Genomic DNA, 16,656 nt, shown 5'->3' with positions numbered 1-16,656 from the left:
TTCGGGTGACTGCGTCAGTAGCTGCGGAGCAGGTCGGTGAGGACGGCCTGCCCGAATACGAGGGCGTCCAGCGGGACTCGTTCATCGACCCCGTGGAACATACCGGTGAAATCGAGCTCGGCGGGAAGGCGCAACGGGGCGAAGCCGAAGCCGGCGATGCCGAGGTACGCGAGCGCCTTGTTGTCGGTGCCGCCGCCCATCAGGTACGGGATGACCGGGACCCCGGGATCGTGCCGGCCGAGGGCGGCGACCATCGCGTCCACGAGCGAACCTTCGAACGGCACTTCCAGGCCGATGTCGCGGTGGACCACCTCGATCTCGACGTCGGACCCGACGATCGCGGCGATGTCGGCGAGCACGGCGTCTTCGGTGCCGGGGATCGTGCGCACGTCGATGAGCGCCTCGGCGGTGTCGGGGATGACGTTGTGCTTGTAGCCGGCGGTCAGCCCGGTGGGGTTCGTGGTGGTCCGCAGCGTCGAGCGGAGGAACCCCGCGGCGGGGCCGAACCGGTCGGCGACGGCATCCGGATGCCGCGTGTCGCCGTCGACGAGGGCGGCGAGTCCCTCGACGAGCTGGCGTGAGGTCTCGGTCATCGCCAGCGGCCACTCGGTGCGCCCGAGTGCCGCGACGGCCTCGGCAAGGCGGGTGACGGCGTTGTCGGGGTGCAGGCGGCTGCCGTGGCCGGCGCGGCCGCGGGCGCGCAGCCGGATCCAGATCAGGGCCTTCTCCCCCGTCTGCAGCAGGTACGCGCGGCGGTCGCCGGCGGCAATCGAGTACCCGCCGACCTCGCTGATGGCCTCGGTCGCGCCGGCGAACCACTCCGGGTGGTCGCGGACGACCAGAGCCGAGCCCTCCACGCCGCCGTTCTCCTCGTCGGCGAAGAACGTCACGATCACGTCGCGCGCCGGCTGCTCGCCGGCGCGCAGCAGTTCGCCGACGGAGCTGAGGATCATGGCATCCATGTCCTTCATGTCCACCGCCCCGCGCCCCCACAGCATGCCGTCACGGATCTCACCGGCGAACGGGTCGACGCTCCAGTCCGCCGCGATCGCGGGAACCACGTCGAGGTGGCCGTGCAGCACGAGGGCGGGCTTGTCGCGGTCACGGCCCGGCACCCGCGCAGTGACGTTCGTGCGGCGCGGGATCGGCTCGAAGTACTCGGGCTCAAGACCCAGGCTCTCGAGGTAGGCGCCGACGTATTCGGCTGCTTCGCGCTCGCCGCGGGCATTGCCGCCACCGAAGTTGGTGGTGTCGAAGCGGATCAGATCGCGGGCCAGGCGCACGACCTCGGGAAGGTCGGCATCGGTCTCGGGCATGCGACTACGCTACCGGTGCCGCGGCGGCCCGCCGTGCCGCGCTGGTTCGAACATGCGTTGCGATCATGCTAGGCTCGACCCTCGGTTGCGCAAGCGATTTCACCCATGCGCGGGTGGCGGAATAGGTAGACGCGCTAGCTTGAGGTGCTAGTGCCCGAAAGGGCGTGGGGGTTCAAGTCCCCCCTCGCGCACAGAACGGAAAAGGCCCCCGAAAGGGGGCCTTTTTCGTGCCCCGGTGGTCACGTTCGTCGTGCCGCTTCCCCGGATCCCCGGCCGTACCCACCCCGGTTTGGGGCGCGTATCGGTCCCCGAATCCCCGGCATCCGCGGTTTGGGGCGCGTATCGGTCCCCGAGGCGCGTCTCCCACCGGTTTGGGGCGCGTATCGGTCCCCGAACCACCGGCATCACCGGTTTGGGGCGCGTATCGGTCCCCCGGGGAGGGTCAGCCCAGGGTGACGCCGAACGCGAGGCCCAGCAGATACGTGATCGCCGCGGCGCCGAGGCCGATCGCGAGCTGACGCAGCGCGCGGCGCAGCGGCGGCCCGCCGGAGAGCACTCCGACCATCGCGCCGGTGACCATGAGCGCGATGCCGACGAGCACGAGGGCCAGTACGATCGCCACCGTCCCATCGAGGCCGAACAGCCACGGCAGCACCGGGATCACGGCACCGGAGGCGAAGAACAGGAAGCTGGACAGCGCCGCACCCCAGGCGCCGCCGACGGCCTCATCCTCGTCGACGGCTTCGACCGGACGCCGGTACGGCACGGATCGGTCGGCGGCCTGCGCGGCCGACACCACCCGGCGCGCCCGCTCCAGTGCGTCGGCCGCGCTCATCCCCCGTGCCCGGTACACCAGGGCCACCTCGTTGGCGTCGAGGTCGAGATCGGGCAGCGCGGCGTCGACGTAGTCGCTGGGCCCGGTGGCCGCCAGCATCTCCCGCTGCGACCGGACCGAGACGAACTCCCCCGCCGCCATCGAAAGCGCCCCGGCGAGGAGCCCCGCCACCCCGCTGAACAGCACGAACTGCGCCCCGACACCGGTCGCCCCGATGCCCATCACGAGCGCCAGGTTCGACACCAGGCCGTCGTTGGCGCCGAACACCGCGGCGCGGAAGGTTCCCGACAGCCGACGGCGACCGCGGGCCGCGAGGCCCCGCACCACTTCGTGGTGCACCTTCTCATCGGCCACCATCGCGGGCGTGGCATCCGGCTCGTTGTCGTACGGCGACCGCCCCTCGGCGTTCTGCGCGAGCGCGAGCACGAAGATCAGGCCGAACCGGCGGGCCATCCAGCCGAGCATCCGGGTATCAAGGCTCGGCCGCGGCAGTCGCGCCGGCTCACCGCCCAGCAGCTGCACCCAGTGCGCCTCGTGGCGCCCCTCGGCCTCGGCCAGGGCCAGCAGGATCTCGCGCTCCTCCCCCGATCGGCGGGCAGCCAGCGTGCGGTACACGTGCGCCTCGGCCCGTTCGTCGACGAGGTACTGCGCCCACCGGCGGCGGACCCGTGGCGTCGGAGGGGTCGGCGCGGGGACGGGCGCGCTCATCGGGCCTCCGGTCGGGTGGGGTCAGGGACTTCTACACGGTAGTGACGCCGGCCGGCCGCGAGCGGCGCAACGCGACGATTGCCAGCATTTCGGGGTTCCGAACGGATGCCGCGCGGTGCGCGCCTACGAATGAACGCGGCGACGCAACAGCTCGATGCGCGCCTGCAGCTGGGCCACCGTCGCGTGCGAGACGGCCGGACCGCCGCACAGCCGCCGCAGTTCGGCGTGCACCGCGCCGTGCGGCTCCCCGCTCTGGCGCGCATAGACGCCGACGAGACTGTTCAGCAACTGCCGCTGCTCCTTGAGCGTGCGGTGCAGCGCCGGCGGCAGCGTCGTGGCGACATCCGTGCCCGTGGCATCCGCGACCTTCGCCTCACCCGCCTCACGGGTCTTGCGGTGCCGCGACTGCCGGGCCTGCCGCTGCATCAGCAGCTCATGGACGTGTTCGGGCTCGAGCAACCCCGGCAGTCCCAGGAACTCCTCCTCTTCGGGAGTGCCTGGCACGGCGAGCTGTCCGAACTCCTTGCCGTCGAACAGCACCCGGTCGAAGTGCGCCACCGATCCGAGCGCCTGGAAGGTGAACTCCTCGGTGAGCGAATCGGATGCCTTGTCATCGCGCTCGGCCTCGGCCAGCAGCGTGTCTTCGAGGCCGTCGTCGTCGCCGGATTCGCGGTCCAGGGCGTGGTCGCGCTCGCGCTCGAGTTCGTTCGCGAGGGCCAGCAGCGGCGGCACGTTGGGCAGGAACACGCTGGCCGACTCGCCGCGGCGGCGAGCGCGCACGAAGCGCCCGATGGCCTGGGCGAAGAACAGCGGCGTGGAGGCGCTGGTGGCATACACGCCCACCGCGAGCCGCGGCACGTCGACGCCTTCCGACACCATGCGCACCGCCACCATCCACCGTGACGTGCTGTTGCCGAACTCTTCGATTCGACCGGATGCCGCGGGGTCGTCCGAGAGCACGACGGTGGTCGGCTCTCCCGTGATGTCCCGCAGGATCGCCGCATACGCCCGGGCGGCGGTCTGGTCGGTCGCGATGACCAGGCCACCGGCGTCGGGCACCTCCTGGCGCACTTCGCTCAGCCGCCGGTCGGCGCTGCGCAGGACTGCGGGGATCCAGTCGCCCTGCGGATCCAGCGCGGTACGCCAGGCCTGCGAGTTGATGTCCTTGGTGTTGTCCTGCCCGAGGTGGGCCTCGTACTCGTCGCCGGCCTTGGTACGCCAGCGCATCTGTCCGGCATAGACCAGGAACAGCACCGGACGCACGACACCGTCGGCCAACGCCCGCCCGTAGCCGTAGTTGTAGTCGGTGCGGGAGAGACGGATGCCTTTGGAGTTCGGGTGATATTCCACGAATGGAATGGGCGCGGTGTCGCTGCGGAACGGCGTACCGGACAGCAGCAGCCGGCGCGTGGCGCGGTGGTACGACTCCCGCAGCGCCTCCCCCCAGCTGAGGGCGTCACCGCCGTGGTGCACCTCGTCGAGGATCACCAGGGTGCGCGCGTCCTCGGTCAGGCGCTGGTGCACGGAGGACTTCACCGCGACCTGCGCGTACGTCACCGCGACGCCGTGGTAGTGCCGGGCCGGGGCGACGTGACGGTTGCTGAAGTTCGGGTCGAGGCGGATGGACACGCGCGCCGCGGCATCCGCCCACTGGGTCTTCAGGTGCTCGGTGGGCGCCACCACGACGATGCGGTCGATGATGCGCCGCCGCAGCAATTCGGTGGCAAGTCTCAGCGCGAACGTCGTCTTTCCAGCACCCGGCGTCGCCGCCGCGAGGAAATCGCGGGGTCCGCCGCCGGCGCCATCGGGGCCGTCCATGGCGAAGTACTGGTCGAGCGCTTCGGCCTGCCAGGCCCGCAGGCGCTGGGCTGTGCCCCACGGTGCGCGCTGCGGGAAGGATGGCGAGAGGTGCTCGGCAGCGAAACTGCCGAAATGCTCCTGCTGCTGCTCATCCACGACGGACCAGCCTAAGTCAGTCACTGAGGGGCTAGCCTCGGAGTCGGTCACAAAGCCGAGGAGGAACCATGCGGCCCAACGATCCAACCCCTGAAGATCAGCTCCCCCCGTTCGCCCCGAGCGACATCGCGCACCCCTGGCGGCGCATGGTCGCGATCGGCGATTCGTTCACGGAGGGAATCGGCGACCCCGATCCCTCTTCCCCCGGCGGGCACCGCGGCTGGGCCGACCGCGTCGCCGAAGTGCTGGGCTCGCAGGTGGACGACTTCGCCTACGCCAACCTGGCGGTGCGCGGCAAGCTCATCGGGCAGGTCATCGCCGCGCAGATCGAGCCGGCGCTGGCCCTCAACCCCGACCTCATCACGTTCTCCGCCGGCGGCAACGACGTGATCCGCCCGGGCTCGGACCCTGATGCCGTCGCCGCCCAGTTCGAGGATGCCGTCATGCGGCTGACCTCCACCGGCGCGACCGTGCTGGTGTTCACCGGGATCGACACGAACTTCACGCCGGTCTTCCGCGGCATCCGCGGTCGCGTGGCGATCTACAACGAGAACATCCGCGCCATCGCCGAGCGCTACGACTGCATCGTGGCCGACCAGTGGGCGCTGAAGGAAGTGCAGGACATGCGCTTCTTCGACGACGATCGGTTGCACTACAACACGCTCGGCCACCACGAGGTCGCCCGTATGGTGATGCGGGCGCTCAACGTGCCCAACGACCTGCAGCCGATGCAGCCGGAACCGCTCCCGCGCCCCACCTGGCGTGCGGCCCGGGTGAACGATTTCGTGTGGGCACGGTCGCACCTCATGCCGTGGGTGCTTCGCCGCGTGCGGCATCAGTCCTCCGGCGACGCGATCACCGCCAAGCGTCCCGATGCCCTGCCGATGACGACGCTCGCGCCGGGACCGGATGCCGCGGCGACGCCGGGCAAGCCGGCGTAGGGTCGGCGGCCGTGGCTATGAGCGGTCAAGCTGACCAGACGCGGCTTCGGTCGGCGCTGCGATGGATCAACGTCGCGGCCGTTGTCGCCGCGGCCCTGCTCGTTGCCCTGTTCGTCGTCGGCCTGCTCGGTGCGAACTCGGCGCAGCTCGTCGCCGCGGGCATCGGCTTTGCCGGGGTGATGGCGGGCTGGTCAGCGGGTTACGCGGTGATCACGTCGAAGCTGCGCGCCGCGCCGTAGCTGCACTCTGCGACGATGAGCAGATGAGTTCGACTGCAGCGGATCCGGCACTCGTCCCCGAGTTGCTCCGGCTCCCCCGCGGACAGGCCTTCCCAATCCTTTGCCGTGCCGAGGAGAGCCGACAGCAGTCCTTCAGCGTCCGCTTCCATTGATGTTGGTTCGGCGGCTGGTGATCCTAAAGCGGGTGATGCGCTGGATCATGACGGGATACAAGTGAAGTATCGTCCCGAGAAGCAGGATCTGTGCAGCACCTCGAGGGTGTGATGTAGCCGCGGCCACAATGGCCAGTACTGCGGTGGCGGAGAAGCCGAGAAGGTGACCGGTTTCGGACTTCTCGCTCCCTCTAAGGAAGCGGGCTCTCCACGATTCTCCTTGCTCTGTTCGACGCATCTGTTTGATGAGCCTGTTCCAGCCGACGAGGTCGAGCAAGCGCCGGAGTGCCTCCGCTCCTAGCAGGGTGTAGATCCGTGGCTCGAACGGTGTGACCCGGTAGCGGTAGCGGGCAACGTCCACCAGCGCTGGACCTGTCAGGAGCGCCATGAAGAGAAAGGCGCCCTGCACAACGAACGCGTAGACGAGGTGATCGGGTCCTATGGCGAACCAGCCGGCGACCGCTAGTCCGAGACCGAATACCAGGCCCGCAGTCACCGAGCCAGTTTGTCCGCTACGCGCTGCCATCACATCAGCCCTGTGACCGGAGATCCATGCTTCGTCGGCTATTCATCGGTGCGTGCTGCCGCTCTTATTCGACGATGCCCCGTTGTCATGCCCCCGAGTCTAGCCAGCGCCTTCCTCCGGGCTGTCCCTTGGGGCGATCCGCCGCGCCCGAGTAACACTCTGCAACGATGAGTGGATGAGTTCGCCTGCACCGGATCCGGCACTCGTCCCCGAGTTGCTCGTCAGTGACACGAGCAGGAGCATCGAGTTCTGGTGCGGACTCTGCGGGTTTGAGATCGCCTATCAACGCCCCGAAGAGGGCTTCGCCTACATCACCCTCGGCTCCGCGCACATCATGCTCGAGCAACGCGGCATCGGCCGGAATTGGATCACCGCACCGCTGGAGAATCCGCTTGGACGAGGCATCAACTTCCAGATCAGCGTCCCCAGCCTCCACCCGATCTTGGCCGCGCTGCGCGAGCACTCCTCCCCCCTGTTCATGGAACCGGAGACGAAGTGGTACCCCATCGGGAACCACGACGAGGCCGGGGTGCGTCAGTTCCTCGTGACCGATCCCGACGGGTACCTCATCCGCTTCCAGGAGTCACTCGGACACCGGCCGCGCAGGCAGACGCCCTAGCTGCGGCCGTCGTGCGTCAGCGACCACAGCGCCACCGCGCTCGCGGCCGCGACGTTGAGCGAGTCGACGCCGCCGAACATCGGGATCGTGACGACGGTGTCCGCCGCTTCCAGGGCGCGGCGCGACAGTCCGTCGCCCTCGGCGCCGAGCATCAGCGCCACCCGCTCGGGTCGGGCTGCGGCGAACTCGTCCAGCGGCACGGCGCCGTCGGCGAGCGCGAGGGCGGCGAGGTGGAAGCCCGCCTCATGCAGGATGCCGCGCGCTTCGGGCCACTCCGGCAGCCGCGTCCACGGCACCTGGAACACCGTGCCCATGCTCACCCGCACACTGCGGCGGTACAACGGATCGGCGCAGCGCGGCGACACCAGCACGGCATCCGCTCCCAGCGCCGCGGCGCTTCGGAACGCCGCGCCCACATTGGTGTGATCGACGATGTCCTCGAGAACGACGACCAGCCGGGCGCCGGCGACGACATCGGCCACTGCGGGTTCGGCGGGACGGTGCATGGCGGCGAGCGCGCCACGATGCACGGCGTAGCCGGTGAGCTGCTCGGCCACTTCGGGCGGTACGACGTACACCGGTGCGTCGCCGGCGACCTCGCGGACATCCTCGAGCCACTTCTCCTGCACCAGCACCGACCGCGGCCGGTGCCCCGCCGCGACGGCTCGCGCGATCACCTTCGCCGACTCCGCGATGTACAGGCCGCCTTCCGGCTCCAGCACGCGGCGGAGCGCGACGTCGGTGAGGTCCCGGTAGTCGGCGAGCCGCGGATCGGTCGGGTCGTCGATGCGCTCGATAGGCATTGCTCCACTCTCCCACGCGGTGCCGCAGTCGCCGGGATGCGGAGATCCGCCGGAGAGGGCCCCTGGCCCCCAGGCATCCGCATTCCGGCCGATCACCGCACTCCGGCAAACTCTGCGAGCCCTGATGCCGAAACGAGGAGATCCGCCGGAGCGAGGGCCCCTGGCGCCCAGGCATCCGCATTCCGGCAGATCACCGCACTCCGGCAAAACCCCGGATGCCGAAACGAGGAGATCCGCCGACGCGAGGGCCCCTGACCCCCAGGCATCCGCGTCCCGGCAGATCACCTCATCCCGGCACACCCGAAGCCGAACCCGGAGCCAGCCGTAACCTCCCGGCAAACTCGGGAGCCTAGACTCGGCGGGTGACCACGGTGCTGCAACTCGACGCGCCGACCGCTGAGCTGGTCGGCACTGCCGTCGCCGCGCTCGCCGGCAGGCGCATCGCGGTGCTCACCGGCGCCGGGGTGTCCACCGACTCCGGCATCCCCGACTACCGCGGCGAGGGCGCACCGGCGCGCACCCCGATGACCGCGCAGCAGTTCCTCTCCAGCGAGGCGGCCCGGCGCCGCTACTGGATCGGCAGCCACCTGGGCTGGCGGGCCTTCGCGAGCGCCTCCCCCAACGCCGGGCACACCGCGCTCGCCGCCCTCGAGAACGCCGGCATCGCGACGGGCGTCGTCACGCAGAATGTCGACGGCCTGCACGTACGCGCCGGCAGCCGCCGCGTCGTGGAACTGCACGGCACCATGCGGCGGGTCTTCTGCACGCACTGCGGGCAGGTGTTCGACCGCCGCGACCTCGCCGTGCGTGTCGAAGCCGCCAACCCCTGGCTCGATGTCCCCGACGACGTACTGCTCGGTCCCGACGGGGACGTGCTGCCCGAGACGGCGGACGGGTTCGTCGTTCCCGACTGCAGCGTGTGCGGCGGCATGCTCAAGCCGGACGTGGTGTTCTTCGGCGAGTTCGTGCCGATCGAGCGCTTCCAGGAAGCCGAGCAGCTCGTCCGCACCAGCGAAGCCCTGCTGGTGGCGGGCTCGTCGCTCGTGGTCAACTCCGGCGTCCGCCTGGTCGAGCGCGCACGGCGCCGCAAGCTCCCGGTCGTCATCGTCAACCGGGGCATCACCCGGGCCGACCAGCATGCCACCGTCAAGATCGACGGCGGCACGAGCCCGGTCCTCACCGCACTCGCCGAGGCGCTCGCCGCACAGTGAGGCTTCTCCCTGGAACCCGCGGTTAGGCTCGAAACGTGACCCTGCTGACCCTTGTGCGCCACGGCGAGACCGACTGGAACCGCGCCAGGCGCATTCAGGGAGCCACCGACATCCCGCTCAACGACACCGGTCGCGCGCAGGCACGCGAAGCAGCCGAACGCCTGCGGGCACGCCTGGACCCGGCCGCCCCGGTCTTCGTGGTCTCCAGCGACCTGTCCCGCGCCCGAGAAACCGCCGAGATCATCGCCGACGCGTTAGGCCTTCCGGCGCCGAAGCTGTATGCCCAGTTGCGCGAGCGCGCGTATGGCGAGGCTGAAGGGGTGGATGCCGCGGAGTTCCTGGAGCGGTGGGGAGACTGGCACGCCGCCGAGATCCCCGGCGCCGAACCGCTGCCGGACCTGCGTGACCGCGCCCTGGCGGGCCTGCAGCAGATCGCCCGTGACGTGCGCCGCACCACGGCGCCTGGTTCGGCATCCGTCATCGCCGTCGCGCACGGTGCGCTGATCCGCGAGATCATCCGCCACGCCACCGGCGGACAGCTCCCCCCGGTGGGTTTCCGGCTGCCGAACGGGTCGAGCTACGACCTGCTGCTGGAGCGCGACCGGCTGCGGCTGCTGTCGGATGCCGGGGTCCCGGCCGACGCTCGCGCCGTTTAGCGTCCGTCTTCCGCGCGGCGCAGCAGGGTGCGGGCGTGCCGCAGCACCGGCTCGTCCACCATGCGCCCCCGGTATGTGAAGACCCCGCCCTCGCGCTGCGCGGCCACCAGCACGTCGCGCGCCCACGACAGCTGCTTCTCGGCGGGCCGGTAGGCGGCGCGGATCACCGCCACCTGGGTGGGGTGGATGCAGGCGGTTGCTGCGAATCCGCTCGCGGCGGCATCCGCGGCCTCACGGGCGAGCCCCCTCACATCGGCGATGTCCAGATGCACTGCGTCGATGGCTGCCTTGCGCTGGGCCCCCGCCGCCACCAGTACGCGCGAGCGGGCATAGCGGGCGACGTCGCGGTAGCGCCCGGTGGGCTTGCGGCTGGACGTGCCGCCGAGCGAGGCGACGAGGTCCTCGGCGCCCCACATCAGCGCCGTGACGTTCTCCAGGGCCGCGATGCGCTCGACCGCGTCCACCCCGCGCGCGGTCTCGCACAGCGCGATGACGCGGTACCGGCCGTCGATGCGGGCGATGCGCTCGGCGGACTCCGCCTTCGCGATCATGATCGTGCGGATGTCGGTCTGCGACAGGGTGGCCAGGTCCGCCTCGAAGTCGGGCGTTTCCACCGGGTTGACGCGCACGATCACCCGCTCCGGGTCGAGGTCGGCGTCGATCAGCGCGCCGCGGGCGGCGGTCTTCGCGGATGCCGCGACGGCGTCTTCCAGGTCGATGATCACCCCGTCGGCGCGCGCCAGCGCCGACGCGAACCGCTCGGGCCGGTCGGCGGGGCAGAACATCAGCGCCGGGCCGGCGTCGAATGCGCTCACGCGGGGTCCTCCTCGTGGGTGCGGCACCACATCAGTGCCGTGCGGGTCGCGATGGCCACCACCTCGCCGTCCTGGTTGCGCCCGGTGTGGCGCATCGTCACGATGCCCTCACCGGGGCGCGAGGCGGACAGGCGGGTATGGATGATCTCGGTGTCGGTGTAGAGCGTGTCGCCGGGGAACAGCGGCGCGGGAAAGGTGATGTCGGTCAGTCCCAGCTGGGCGACGAGCGTGCCCTGCGTCAGCTGTCCGACGGATGAGCCGATCATGGTGGCCAGCGTCCACATCGAGTTGACCAGCGGACGGCCGAACGGCTGCGTGCGGGCGTAGGCCTCATCCACGTGCAGCGCCTGCGCGTTCATCGTCAGCGCCGAGAACAGTGCGTTGTCGGCCTGCGTGATGGTGCGGCCGGGGCGGTGCAGGTAGCGCGACCCGACCTCGAACTCCTCGAACCACAGCCCCCGCTGCACGATCTCGCGCGCCGCCTCCGGGGTGTGGGCCATGTCGTTCACGCTACCCCGAGCGCGCGGGCGATGACGAGCAGCTGCACCTCGGTGGTCCCCTCGCCGATCTCCAGGATCTTGCTGTCGCGGTAGTGGCGCGCGACGGGGTATTCGTTCATGAACCCGTTGCCGCCGAAGATCTGCGTCGCGTCGCGCGCGTTGTCCATAGCCGCATCGCCGGAGACGAGCTTGGCGACGGCCGCCTCGGTCTTGAACGGCCGGCCCGCGTCGCGCAGATGCGCGGCCTGCAGCCATGCCAGCCGCGCAGTGTGCACGCGGGCCTGCATGCGGGCGAGGGTGAATTGGATGCCTTGACGGGTGGCGAGCGCGGATCCGAACACGACCCGCGACCCGGCATAGGCCAGCGCCGCCTCCAGGCATCCTTCCGCCGCTCCCGTGGCCAGAGCGGCGATCGCGATGCGGCCCTCGTCGAGGATGTGCAGGAAGTTCGCCAGGCCCCGGCCGCGCTCGCCCAGCAGGTTCGCCTCCGGCACCCGGCAGCCGTCGAAGGTCAGCGGGTGGGTGTCCGACGCGCGCCAGCCGACCTTGTCGTAGGCGGGCCCGACAGTGAACCCCGGCGTGCCGCTCGGCACGATGATCGTGGAGATCTCGGGCCGCTCGCCGTCGCGGCCGGTCACGGCGGTGACGGTGACGAACCGGGTGATGGGGGTGCCGGAGTTGGTGATGAACTGTTTGCTCCCGTCGATCACCCACTCCCCGTCCTCTTGACGTGCCGTGGTGCGGGTGGCGCCGGCATCCGACCCCGCCTCCGGCTCGGTCAGCCCGAAGCCGGCCAGCGCGCGTCCGGCCAGCAGGTCGGGCAGCAGCTCGGCGCGCTGCGCGTCGGTGCCAAACCGGAACACCGGCATGGCGCCCAGACTCACGGCCGCTTCGAGGGTGATCGCGATCGACTGGTCGGCGCGGGCGAGCGCCTCGATAGCGAGGCCCAGGGCGAGGTAGGTGCCGCCCTGCCCGCCGACCTCCTCGGGGAACGGCAGCCCGAACAGACCCAGCTCCCCCATCTGCGCCACGACGTCCATCGGCAGCGTGTGCGTGCGGTCGGCCTCGTACGCCTGGGGCGCGACGACCTCGTCGGCGAACGCGCGCACCATGCGGGCGAGCTCGATCTCGTCGTCTTCCAGCGGATACGAGCGCAGGTCGATGGGTCCGGTCATGGCGTGTCCTCCTCGGGGATGTCGTGCATCTCGGCGAGCACCTCGTCGCGGCGCACCTGCGCGCCGACAGCGACGAGGATCCGTGCCACGCCGTCGTGTGGCGCGGTCACGGTGTGCTCCATCTTCATGGCTTCGATCGTCACGAGGCGGGCGCCGGATGCCACCCGCGCGCCGTCCTCGGTGTGCACCGCGACCACCGTTCCCGGCAGCGCCGCCCGCACGTGCGGTTCGGCGGGTGCTTCGGTGTGCGAGCGCCGCGCACGGCGCCGTCGCGATGCCTCACGGCGGGGCACCGGTCGCAGCCGCTGGGTCTCGCCGCCGGAGTGCACCCACACATCGCCGTCGGCGTCGCGGGCGACCGTGGCGCCATCGATGGGGGCAGCGGATGCCGCGACGAGCTGCCCCGCCTCCGTCTGGAACACGTGCTGTCGCGGCTCGTGCCTGCCCCCGAGGCGCCAGCCGTCGCCGCGGTGCCAGGGCGATGCATCCGGCGGCGCGGGTGTCTCCAGGAACGCGGCCGCCGCGGCGAGCGCGCGGACGGACGGGGCGGGGGCGACCACCGGCGGCATCGCGTCGATGACGTGGGTGTCGAGGTCCCCGGCGCGCACGGCGGGCCGGGCCAGCAGCGACCGCAGGAACGCGATGTTGGTATCCACGCCGAGCACGACCGTCTCGGCGAGCGCGGCATCCAAGCGCCCCAGTGCCTGAGCCCGGTCGGCGGCGTGGGCGATGACCTTCGCGATCATCGGGTCGTAATCGGCGGTGACGACCGATCCGGTCTCCACCGCCCCATCGACCCGCACGCCCTCGGGCGCCCGCCAGGCGATCACCTCGCCGGTGGCGGGCAGGAACCCGCGTGCCGGGTTCTCGGCGTACACGCGCGCCTCGATCGCGTGTCCTGTCAGGCGCACCTCGTCCTGCCGGAACGCCAGCGGCAGGCCCGCCGCCACCCGCAGCTGTTCGGCGACGAGGTCCACCCCGGTGATGAGTTCGGTCACCGGGTGCTCCACCTGCAGCCGCGTGTTCATCTCGATGAAGAAGAACTCCTCCGGCCGGTCTGCCGCCATGAGGAACTCCACCGTGCCCGCCCCGCGGTAGCCGACGCTCGCCGCGGCCCGGCACGCCGCCTCACCGAGGCGCTGCCGGGTGGCTTCGTCGACGGCGGGTGACGGGGCCTCCTCGATCACCTTCTGGTGCCGGCGCTGCAGTGAGCACTCGCGCTCGCCGAGGTGCACGACCGCGCCGTGCGCGTCGGCGAGCACCTGCACCTCGATGTGACGGGGACGCTCGATGAGTCGCTCCAGCAGCAGCGTGTCGTCTCCGAACGCGGCGGTGGCCACGCGGCGGGCCGCGGCGAGCGCGTCGGGGAGCGCGGCGGCATCCGCGACGACCTGCATCCCCTTGCCGCCGCCGCCGGCCGACGGCTTCACCAGCAGCGGGAACCCTTGCGCCGTCGCGGCCGCGATGATGGCGGCATCCGTCATCCCCGCGGCGCTGAGCCCGGGGACGACGGGCACCCCGTGTCCGGCGACGTGCTCCTTGGCGCGGATCTTGTCGCCCATCACCCGCAGCGCGTGCTCCCCGGGGCCGATGAACACCAGGCCGGCGTCGGTGCACGCCCGGGCGAAGTCGGCGTTCTCGGAGAGGAACCCGTACCCGGGGTGCACGGCCTGCGCCCCGGCGTCGCGGGCCGCGGTCACGACGGCGACCGCGTTCAGGTACGACGCCGCCGCGGCGGCGGGCCCGATGCGCACGGCGACATCGGCCTCACGCACATGGGGTGCACCGGCGTCGGCGTCGCTGTAGACGGCGACCGAGCGGATGCCGAGACGGCGCAGCGTCCGGATGATCCGCCGCGCGATCTCGCCGCGGTTGGCCACGAGCACGGTCTGGAACAGGGGCGCGTCCATGTCACATCCGGAACAGGCCGAAGCCGGGGTCGGGGAGCGGCACCCGCGAGACGACGTCCAGGGCCAGCCCCAGCACGTCGCGGGTGTCGACGGGGTCGATGATGCCGTCGTCCCACAGCCGGGCGGTGGCGTAATACGGGTCGCTCTGCAGGGCGAACTGCGCCCGCACGGGTGCTTCGAAGGCGGCGCGGTCCTCGGCGCTCCAGCTTTCGTCCCGGGCCGTGAGTTGGTCGGCTTTCACGGTGGCGAGCACGGATGCCGCCTGCGCGCCGCCCATCACCGAGATGCGGCTGCCCGGCCAGCTCCACAGGAACCGTGGCGAGTAGGCGCGGCCGCACATGGCGTAGTTGCCGGCGCCGAAGGAGCCGCCGATCACGACGGTGAGCTTGGGCACCCGGGTCGTGGCGACCGCGGTGACCATCTTCGCGCCGTCCTTGGCGATGCCGGCAGCCTCGGCGTCGCGGCCCACCATGAACCCGGAGATGTTCTGCAGGAACACCAGCGGAATGCCTCGTTGGTCGCACAGCTCGATGAAGTGCGCGCCCTTGAGCGCCGATTCGCCGAACAGCACCCCGTTGTTGGCGAGGATGCCGACCGGGTGACCGTGGATGCGGGCGAACGTCGTGATGAGGGTGGTGCCGTACTCCCGCTTGAACTCGTGCCCGCTGTCGCCGTCCACGATGCGGTCGATGACCTGGCGGGCGTCGTAGGGCTGGGCCACGTCGACCGGGACGATGTCGTAGAGGTCGGCGGCCGGCGCCTGGGGCTCGGCCGGCTCGTGCACCCGCCACGCGGGGTCCGCCGGCGGCGGCAGTGTCAGTACGATGTCGCGGATGATCTCCAGGGCGTGCTCGTCATCCTCGGCGAGATGATCGGCGACGCCGGACCGGCGGGCGTGCAGTTCTCCCCCGCCCAGCTCCTCCGCCGTGACGACCTCGCCGATGGCCGCCTTCACCAGCGGCGGCCCGCCCAGGAAGATCGTGCCCTGTCCGCGCACGATGACGGTCTCGTCGCTCATCGCCGGCACATACGCACCACCGGCGGTGCACGATCCGAGCACCGCCGACAGCTGCGGGATGCCGGCGGCGGACAGCCGCGCCTGGTTGTAGAAGATGCGGCCGAAGTGGTCGCGGTCGGGGAACACCTCGTCCTGCATCGGCAGGTAGGCCCCGCCGGAGTCGACGAGGTAGATGCAGGGCAGCCGGTTCTCCAACGCGACCTCCTGCGCGCGCAGGTGCTTCTTGACGGTGAGGGGGTAATACGTGCCGCCCTTGACGGTGGCATCGTTGCAGATCACCATCACCTGACGGCCCTGCACCAGGCCGATCCCGGCGACGACGCCGGCGGCGGGCGCCTGAGCGTCGTAGAGTCCTTCTGCCGCCAGCGGAGCCAGTTCCAGGAACGCGCTGCCCTCGTCGAGCAGGCGCGTGATCCGCTCCCGGGGCAGCAGTTTGCCGCGGGCACGATGCCGTTCCCGGGCCGCGTCTCCCCCGCCGGCGGCCACGGCGGCGAGGCGCGTGCGCAGGCTTTCCGCGAGTTCCCGCTGAGTGGGTTCGGCGACCGGTGCGCTCATGCTGTCTCCGTCGACGTCACGATCGCGTCACACCCGCTTGTGAGGCGGGCGAGGCACGTGGTTAGTTGTCCCTAACCGAGACTTCAGGTTAGCGAGGATTAACTGAGATGGCAACGGGACCGACCCACCGCGACCGCGCGAAGGCGGACCGCCAGGCGGCGCTCGTGCGCGAGGCCGCTCGGCTGTTCGCCGACCGCGGGTTCGCCGGGGTGAGTCTGGAGGATCTGGGCACGGCCGTCGGCTTTTCCGGCCCGGCCGTGTACCGGCATTTCCCCAACAAGCAGGCTCTGCTGGGCGAGATCCTGGTGGGAGTGAGCCGCACCCTGCTCGAGGGCGGCCGCGAGGTGGTCGCCGCAGGCGGTACCCCCGACGAGGCGCTGGATGCGCTCATCGCGTTTCATGTGGACTTCGCGCTGTCGTCAGCGGACGTCATCCGCGTGCAGGACCGGGAGCTGGCCAGCCTCGGCGACGCCGACCTCCACACCGTGCGTCGCCTGCAGCGCGAATACGTCGAGCTGTGGGTCGAGGTGCTCTCGCGCCGTCGGCCGTCGCCGTCGGCCGCCGACCAGCGGGTGCGCGCGCATGCCTGCTTCGGACTCATCAACTCCACGCCCCACAGCCTGCAGGCCGCCCGTGACGGTTCTGCGGACGCAGATGTGCGAGGCATCCTGCGCGAGATGGCGCGCGCCAGCCTCACCGCCTGAGGACGGCCGCACTCCCC

The 16,656-nt window shown here is 71.1% G+C and carries 16 protein-coding genes and 1 tRNA gene; 7 read left to right on the top strand and 10 right to left on the bottom strand.

Annotated features, from left to right (window positions below; all coding sequences use genetic code 11):
* Positions 1–14 precede the first annotated feature (14 nt).
* Positions 15–1,316, bottom strand: a complete 1,302-nt coding sequence (locus NQ151_RS00850) for a M20/M25/M40 family metallo-hydrolase (protein ID WP_257526721.1) — start codon at positions 1,314–1,316, stop codon at positions 15–17.
* 107 nt (positions 1,317–1,423) lie between these two features.
* Between NQ151_RS00850 and NQ151_RS00845 the strand changes: the two genes are divergently transcribed.
* A tRNA-Leu gene (locus NQ151_RS00845) sits at positions 1,424–1,507 on the top strand.
* A 251-nt stretch (positions 1,508–1,758) separates the two neighbouring features.
* Here NQ151_RS00845 and NQ151_RS00840 read toward each other — a convergent pair.
* Positions 1,759–2,859, bottom strand: coding sequence for a VIT1/CCC1 transporter family protein (locus tag NQ151_RS00840; RefSeq protein WP_257509904.1), 1,101 nt, complete (start codon positions 2,857–2,859; stop codon positions 1,759–1,761).
* A 123-nt stretch (positions 2,860–2,982) separates the two neighbouring features.
* Positions 2,983–4,815: a DEAD/DEAH box helicase gene (locus NQ151_RS00835; RefSeq protein ID WP_257526720.1), complete on the bottom strand. Its 1,833-nt coding sequence runs from the start codon at positions 4,813–4,815 to the stop codon at positions 2,983–2,985.
* 68 nt (positions 4,816–4,883) lie between these two features.
* Here NQ151_RS00835 and NQ151_RS00830 point away from each other — a divergent pair, with 68 nt between their 5' ends.
* Positions 4,884–5,756 carry an SGNH/GDSL hydrolase family protein gene (locus NQ151_RS00830; protein WP_257526719.1) on the top strand — a complete coding sequence of 291 codons (873 nt, stop codon included), beginning with the start codon at positions 4,884–4,886 and terminating at the stop codon, positions 5,754–5,756.
* Positions 5,757–5,773: 17 nt separating this feature from the next.
* Entirely contained in the window at positions 5,774–5,995 is a 222-nt protein-coding gene (locus tag NQ151_RS00825) for a hypothetical protein (RefSeq protein WP_257526718.1), read from the top strand.
* Positions 5,996–6,127: 132 nt separating this feature from the next.
* On the opposite strand, the gene NQ151_RS00820 is transcribed toward NQ151_RS00825, so the two are convergent.
* Complete coding sequence (locus NQ151_RS00820; RefSeq protein WP_257526717.1) at positions 6,128–6,643, bottom strand: glycosyl-4,4'-diaponeurosporenoate acyltransferase CrtO family protein; 516 nt, start codon at positions 6,641–6,643, stop codon at positions 6,128–6,130.
* Positions 6,644–6,848: 205 nt separating this feature from the next.
* On the opposite strand from NQ151_RS00820, the gene NQ151_RS00815 reads away from it, so the two are divergent.
* The gene (locus tag NQ151_RS00815) at positions 6,849–7,292 is read left to right on the top strand and encodes a bleomycin resistance protein (protein WP_257526716.1); all 444 of its coding nucleotides are present in this window, start codon (positions 6,849–6,851) and stop codon (positions 7,290–7,292) included.
* Here NQ151_RS00815 and NQ151_RS00810 read toward each other — a convergent pair.
* Positions 7,289–8,095, bottom strand: a complete 807-nt coding sequence (locus NQ151_RS00810; RefSeq protein ID WP_257526715.1) for a TrmH family RNA methyltransferase — start codon at positions 8,093–8,095, stop codon at positions 7,289–7,291. The two genes, NQ151_RS00815 and NQ151_RS00810, sit on opposite strands and share 4 nt — an antisense overlap.
* A gap of 371 nt (positions 8,096–8,466) precedes the next feature.
* Between NQ151_RS00810 and NQ151_RS00805 the strand changes: the two genes are divergently transcribed.
* Positions 8,467–9,306, top strand: a complete 840-nt coding sequence (locus tag NQ151_RS00805) for a Sir2 family NAD-dependent protein deacetylase (protein ID WP_257527801.1) — start codon at positions 8,467–8,469, stop codon at positions 9,304–9,306.
* A gap of 35 nt (positions 9,307–9,341) precedes the next feature.
* Entirely contained in the window at positions 9,342–9,962 is a 621-nt protein-coding gene (locus NQ151_RS00800) for a histidine phosphatase family protein (RefSeq protein ID WP_257509910.1), read from the top strand.
* Here the strand turns inward: NQ151_RS00800 and NQ151_RS00795 are convergent.
* Genes NQ151_RS00795 through NQ151_RS00775 form a run of 5 tightly spaced genes read right to left on the bottom strand, consistent with a single transcriptional unit; the run spans position 9,959 to position 15,935 of the window.
* On the bottom strand, positions 9,959–10,747 hold the full coding sequence (locus tag NQ151_RS00795) for an HpcH/HpaI aldolase/citrate lyase family protein (RefSeq protein ID WP_285891718.1): 789 nt from the start codon (positions 10,745–10,747) through the stop codon (positions 9,959–9,961). The genes NQ151_RS00800 and NQ151_RS00795 overlap by 4 nt on opposite strands.
* A 26-nt stretch (positions 10,748–10,773) precedes the next feature.
* Positions 10,774–11,277 carry a MaoC family dehydratase gene (locus NQ151_RS00790; RefSeq protein ID WP_257509912.1) on the bottom strand — a complete coding sequence of 168 codons (504 nt, stop codon included), beginning with the start codon at positions 11,275–11,277 and terminating at the stop codon, positions 10,774–10,776.
* A 5-nt stretch (positions 11,278–11,282) separates the two neighbouring features.
* On the bottom strand, positions 11,283–12,452 hold the full coding sequence (locus NQ151_RS00785) for an acyl-CoA dehydrogenase family protein (RefSeq protein ID WP_257509913.1): 1,170 nt from the start codon (positions 12,450–12,452) through the stop codon (positions 11,283–11,285).
* Entirely contained in the window at positions 12,449–14,362 is a 1,914-nt protein-coding gene (locus tag NQ151_RS00780) for an acetyl/propionyl/methylcrotonyl-CoA carboxylase subunit alpha (RefSeq protein ID WP_257526713.1), read from the bottom strand. Before NQ151_RS00780 ends, NQ151_RS00785 begins: the two co-directional genes overlap by 4 nt.
* A gap of 1 nt (position 14,363) precedes the next feature.
* The gene (locus NQ151_RS00775; RefSeq protein WP_257526712.1) at positions 14,364–15,935 is read right to left on the bottom strand and encodes a carboxyl transferase domain-containing protein; all 1,572 of its coding nucleotides are present in this window, start codon (positions 15,933–15,935) and stop codon (positions 14,364–14,366) included.
* 107 nt (positions 15,936–16,042) lie between these two features.
* Between NQ151_RS00775 and NQ151_RS00770 the strand changes: the two genes are divergently transcribed.
* Positions 16,043–16,639 carry an SACE_7040 family transcriptional regulator gene (locus tag NQ151_RS00770; RefSeq protein WP_257526711.1) on the top strand — a complete coding sequence of 199 codons (597 nt, stop codon included), beginning with the start codon at positions 16,043–16,045 and terminating at the stop codon, positions 16,637–16,639.
* Positions 16,640–16,656: the final 17 nt, after the last annotated feature.

Source organism: Microbacterium sp. zg-YB36 (genome assembly GCF_024623575.2).
Lineage (GTDB): Bacteria > Actinomycetota > Actinomycetes > Actinomycetales > Microbacteriaceae > Microbacterium.
Note: the sequence above shows the minus strand (reverse complement) of the source record. Positions and strands in the feature narration are given on the sequence as shown.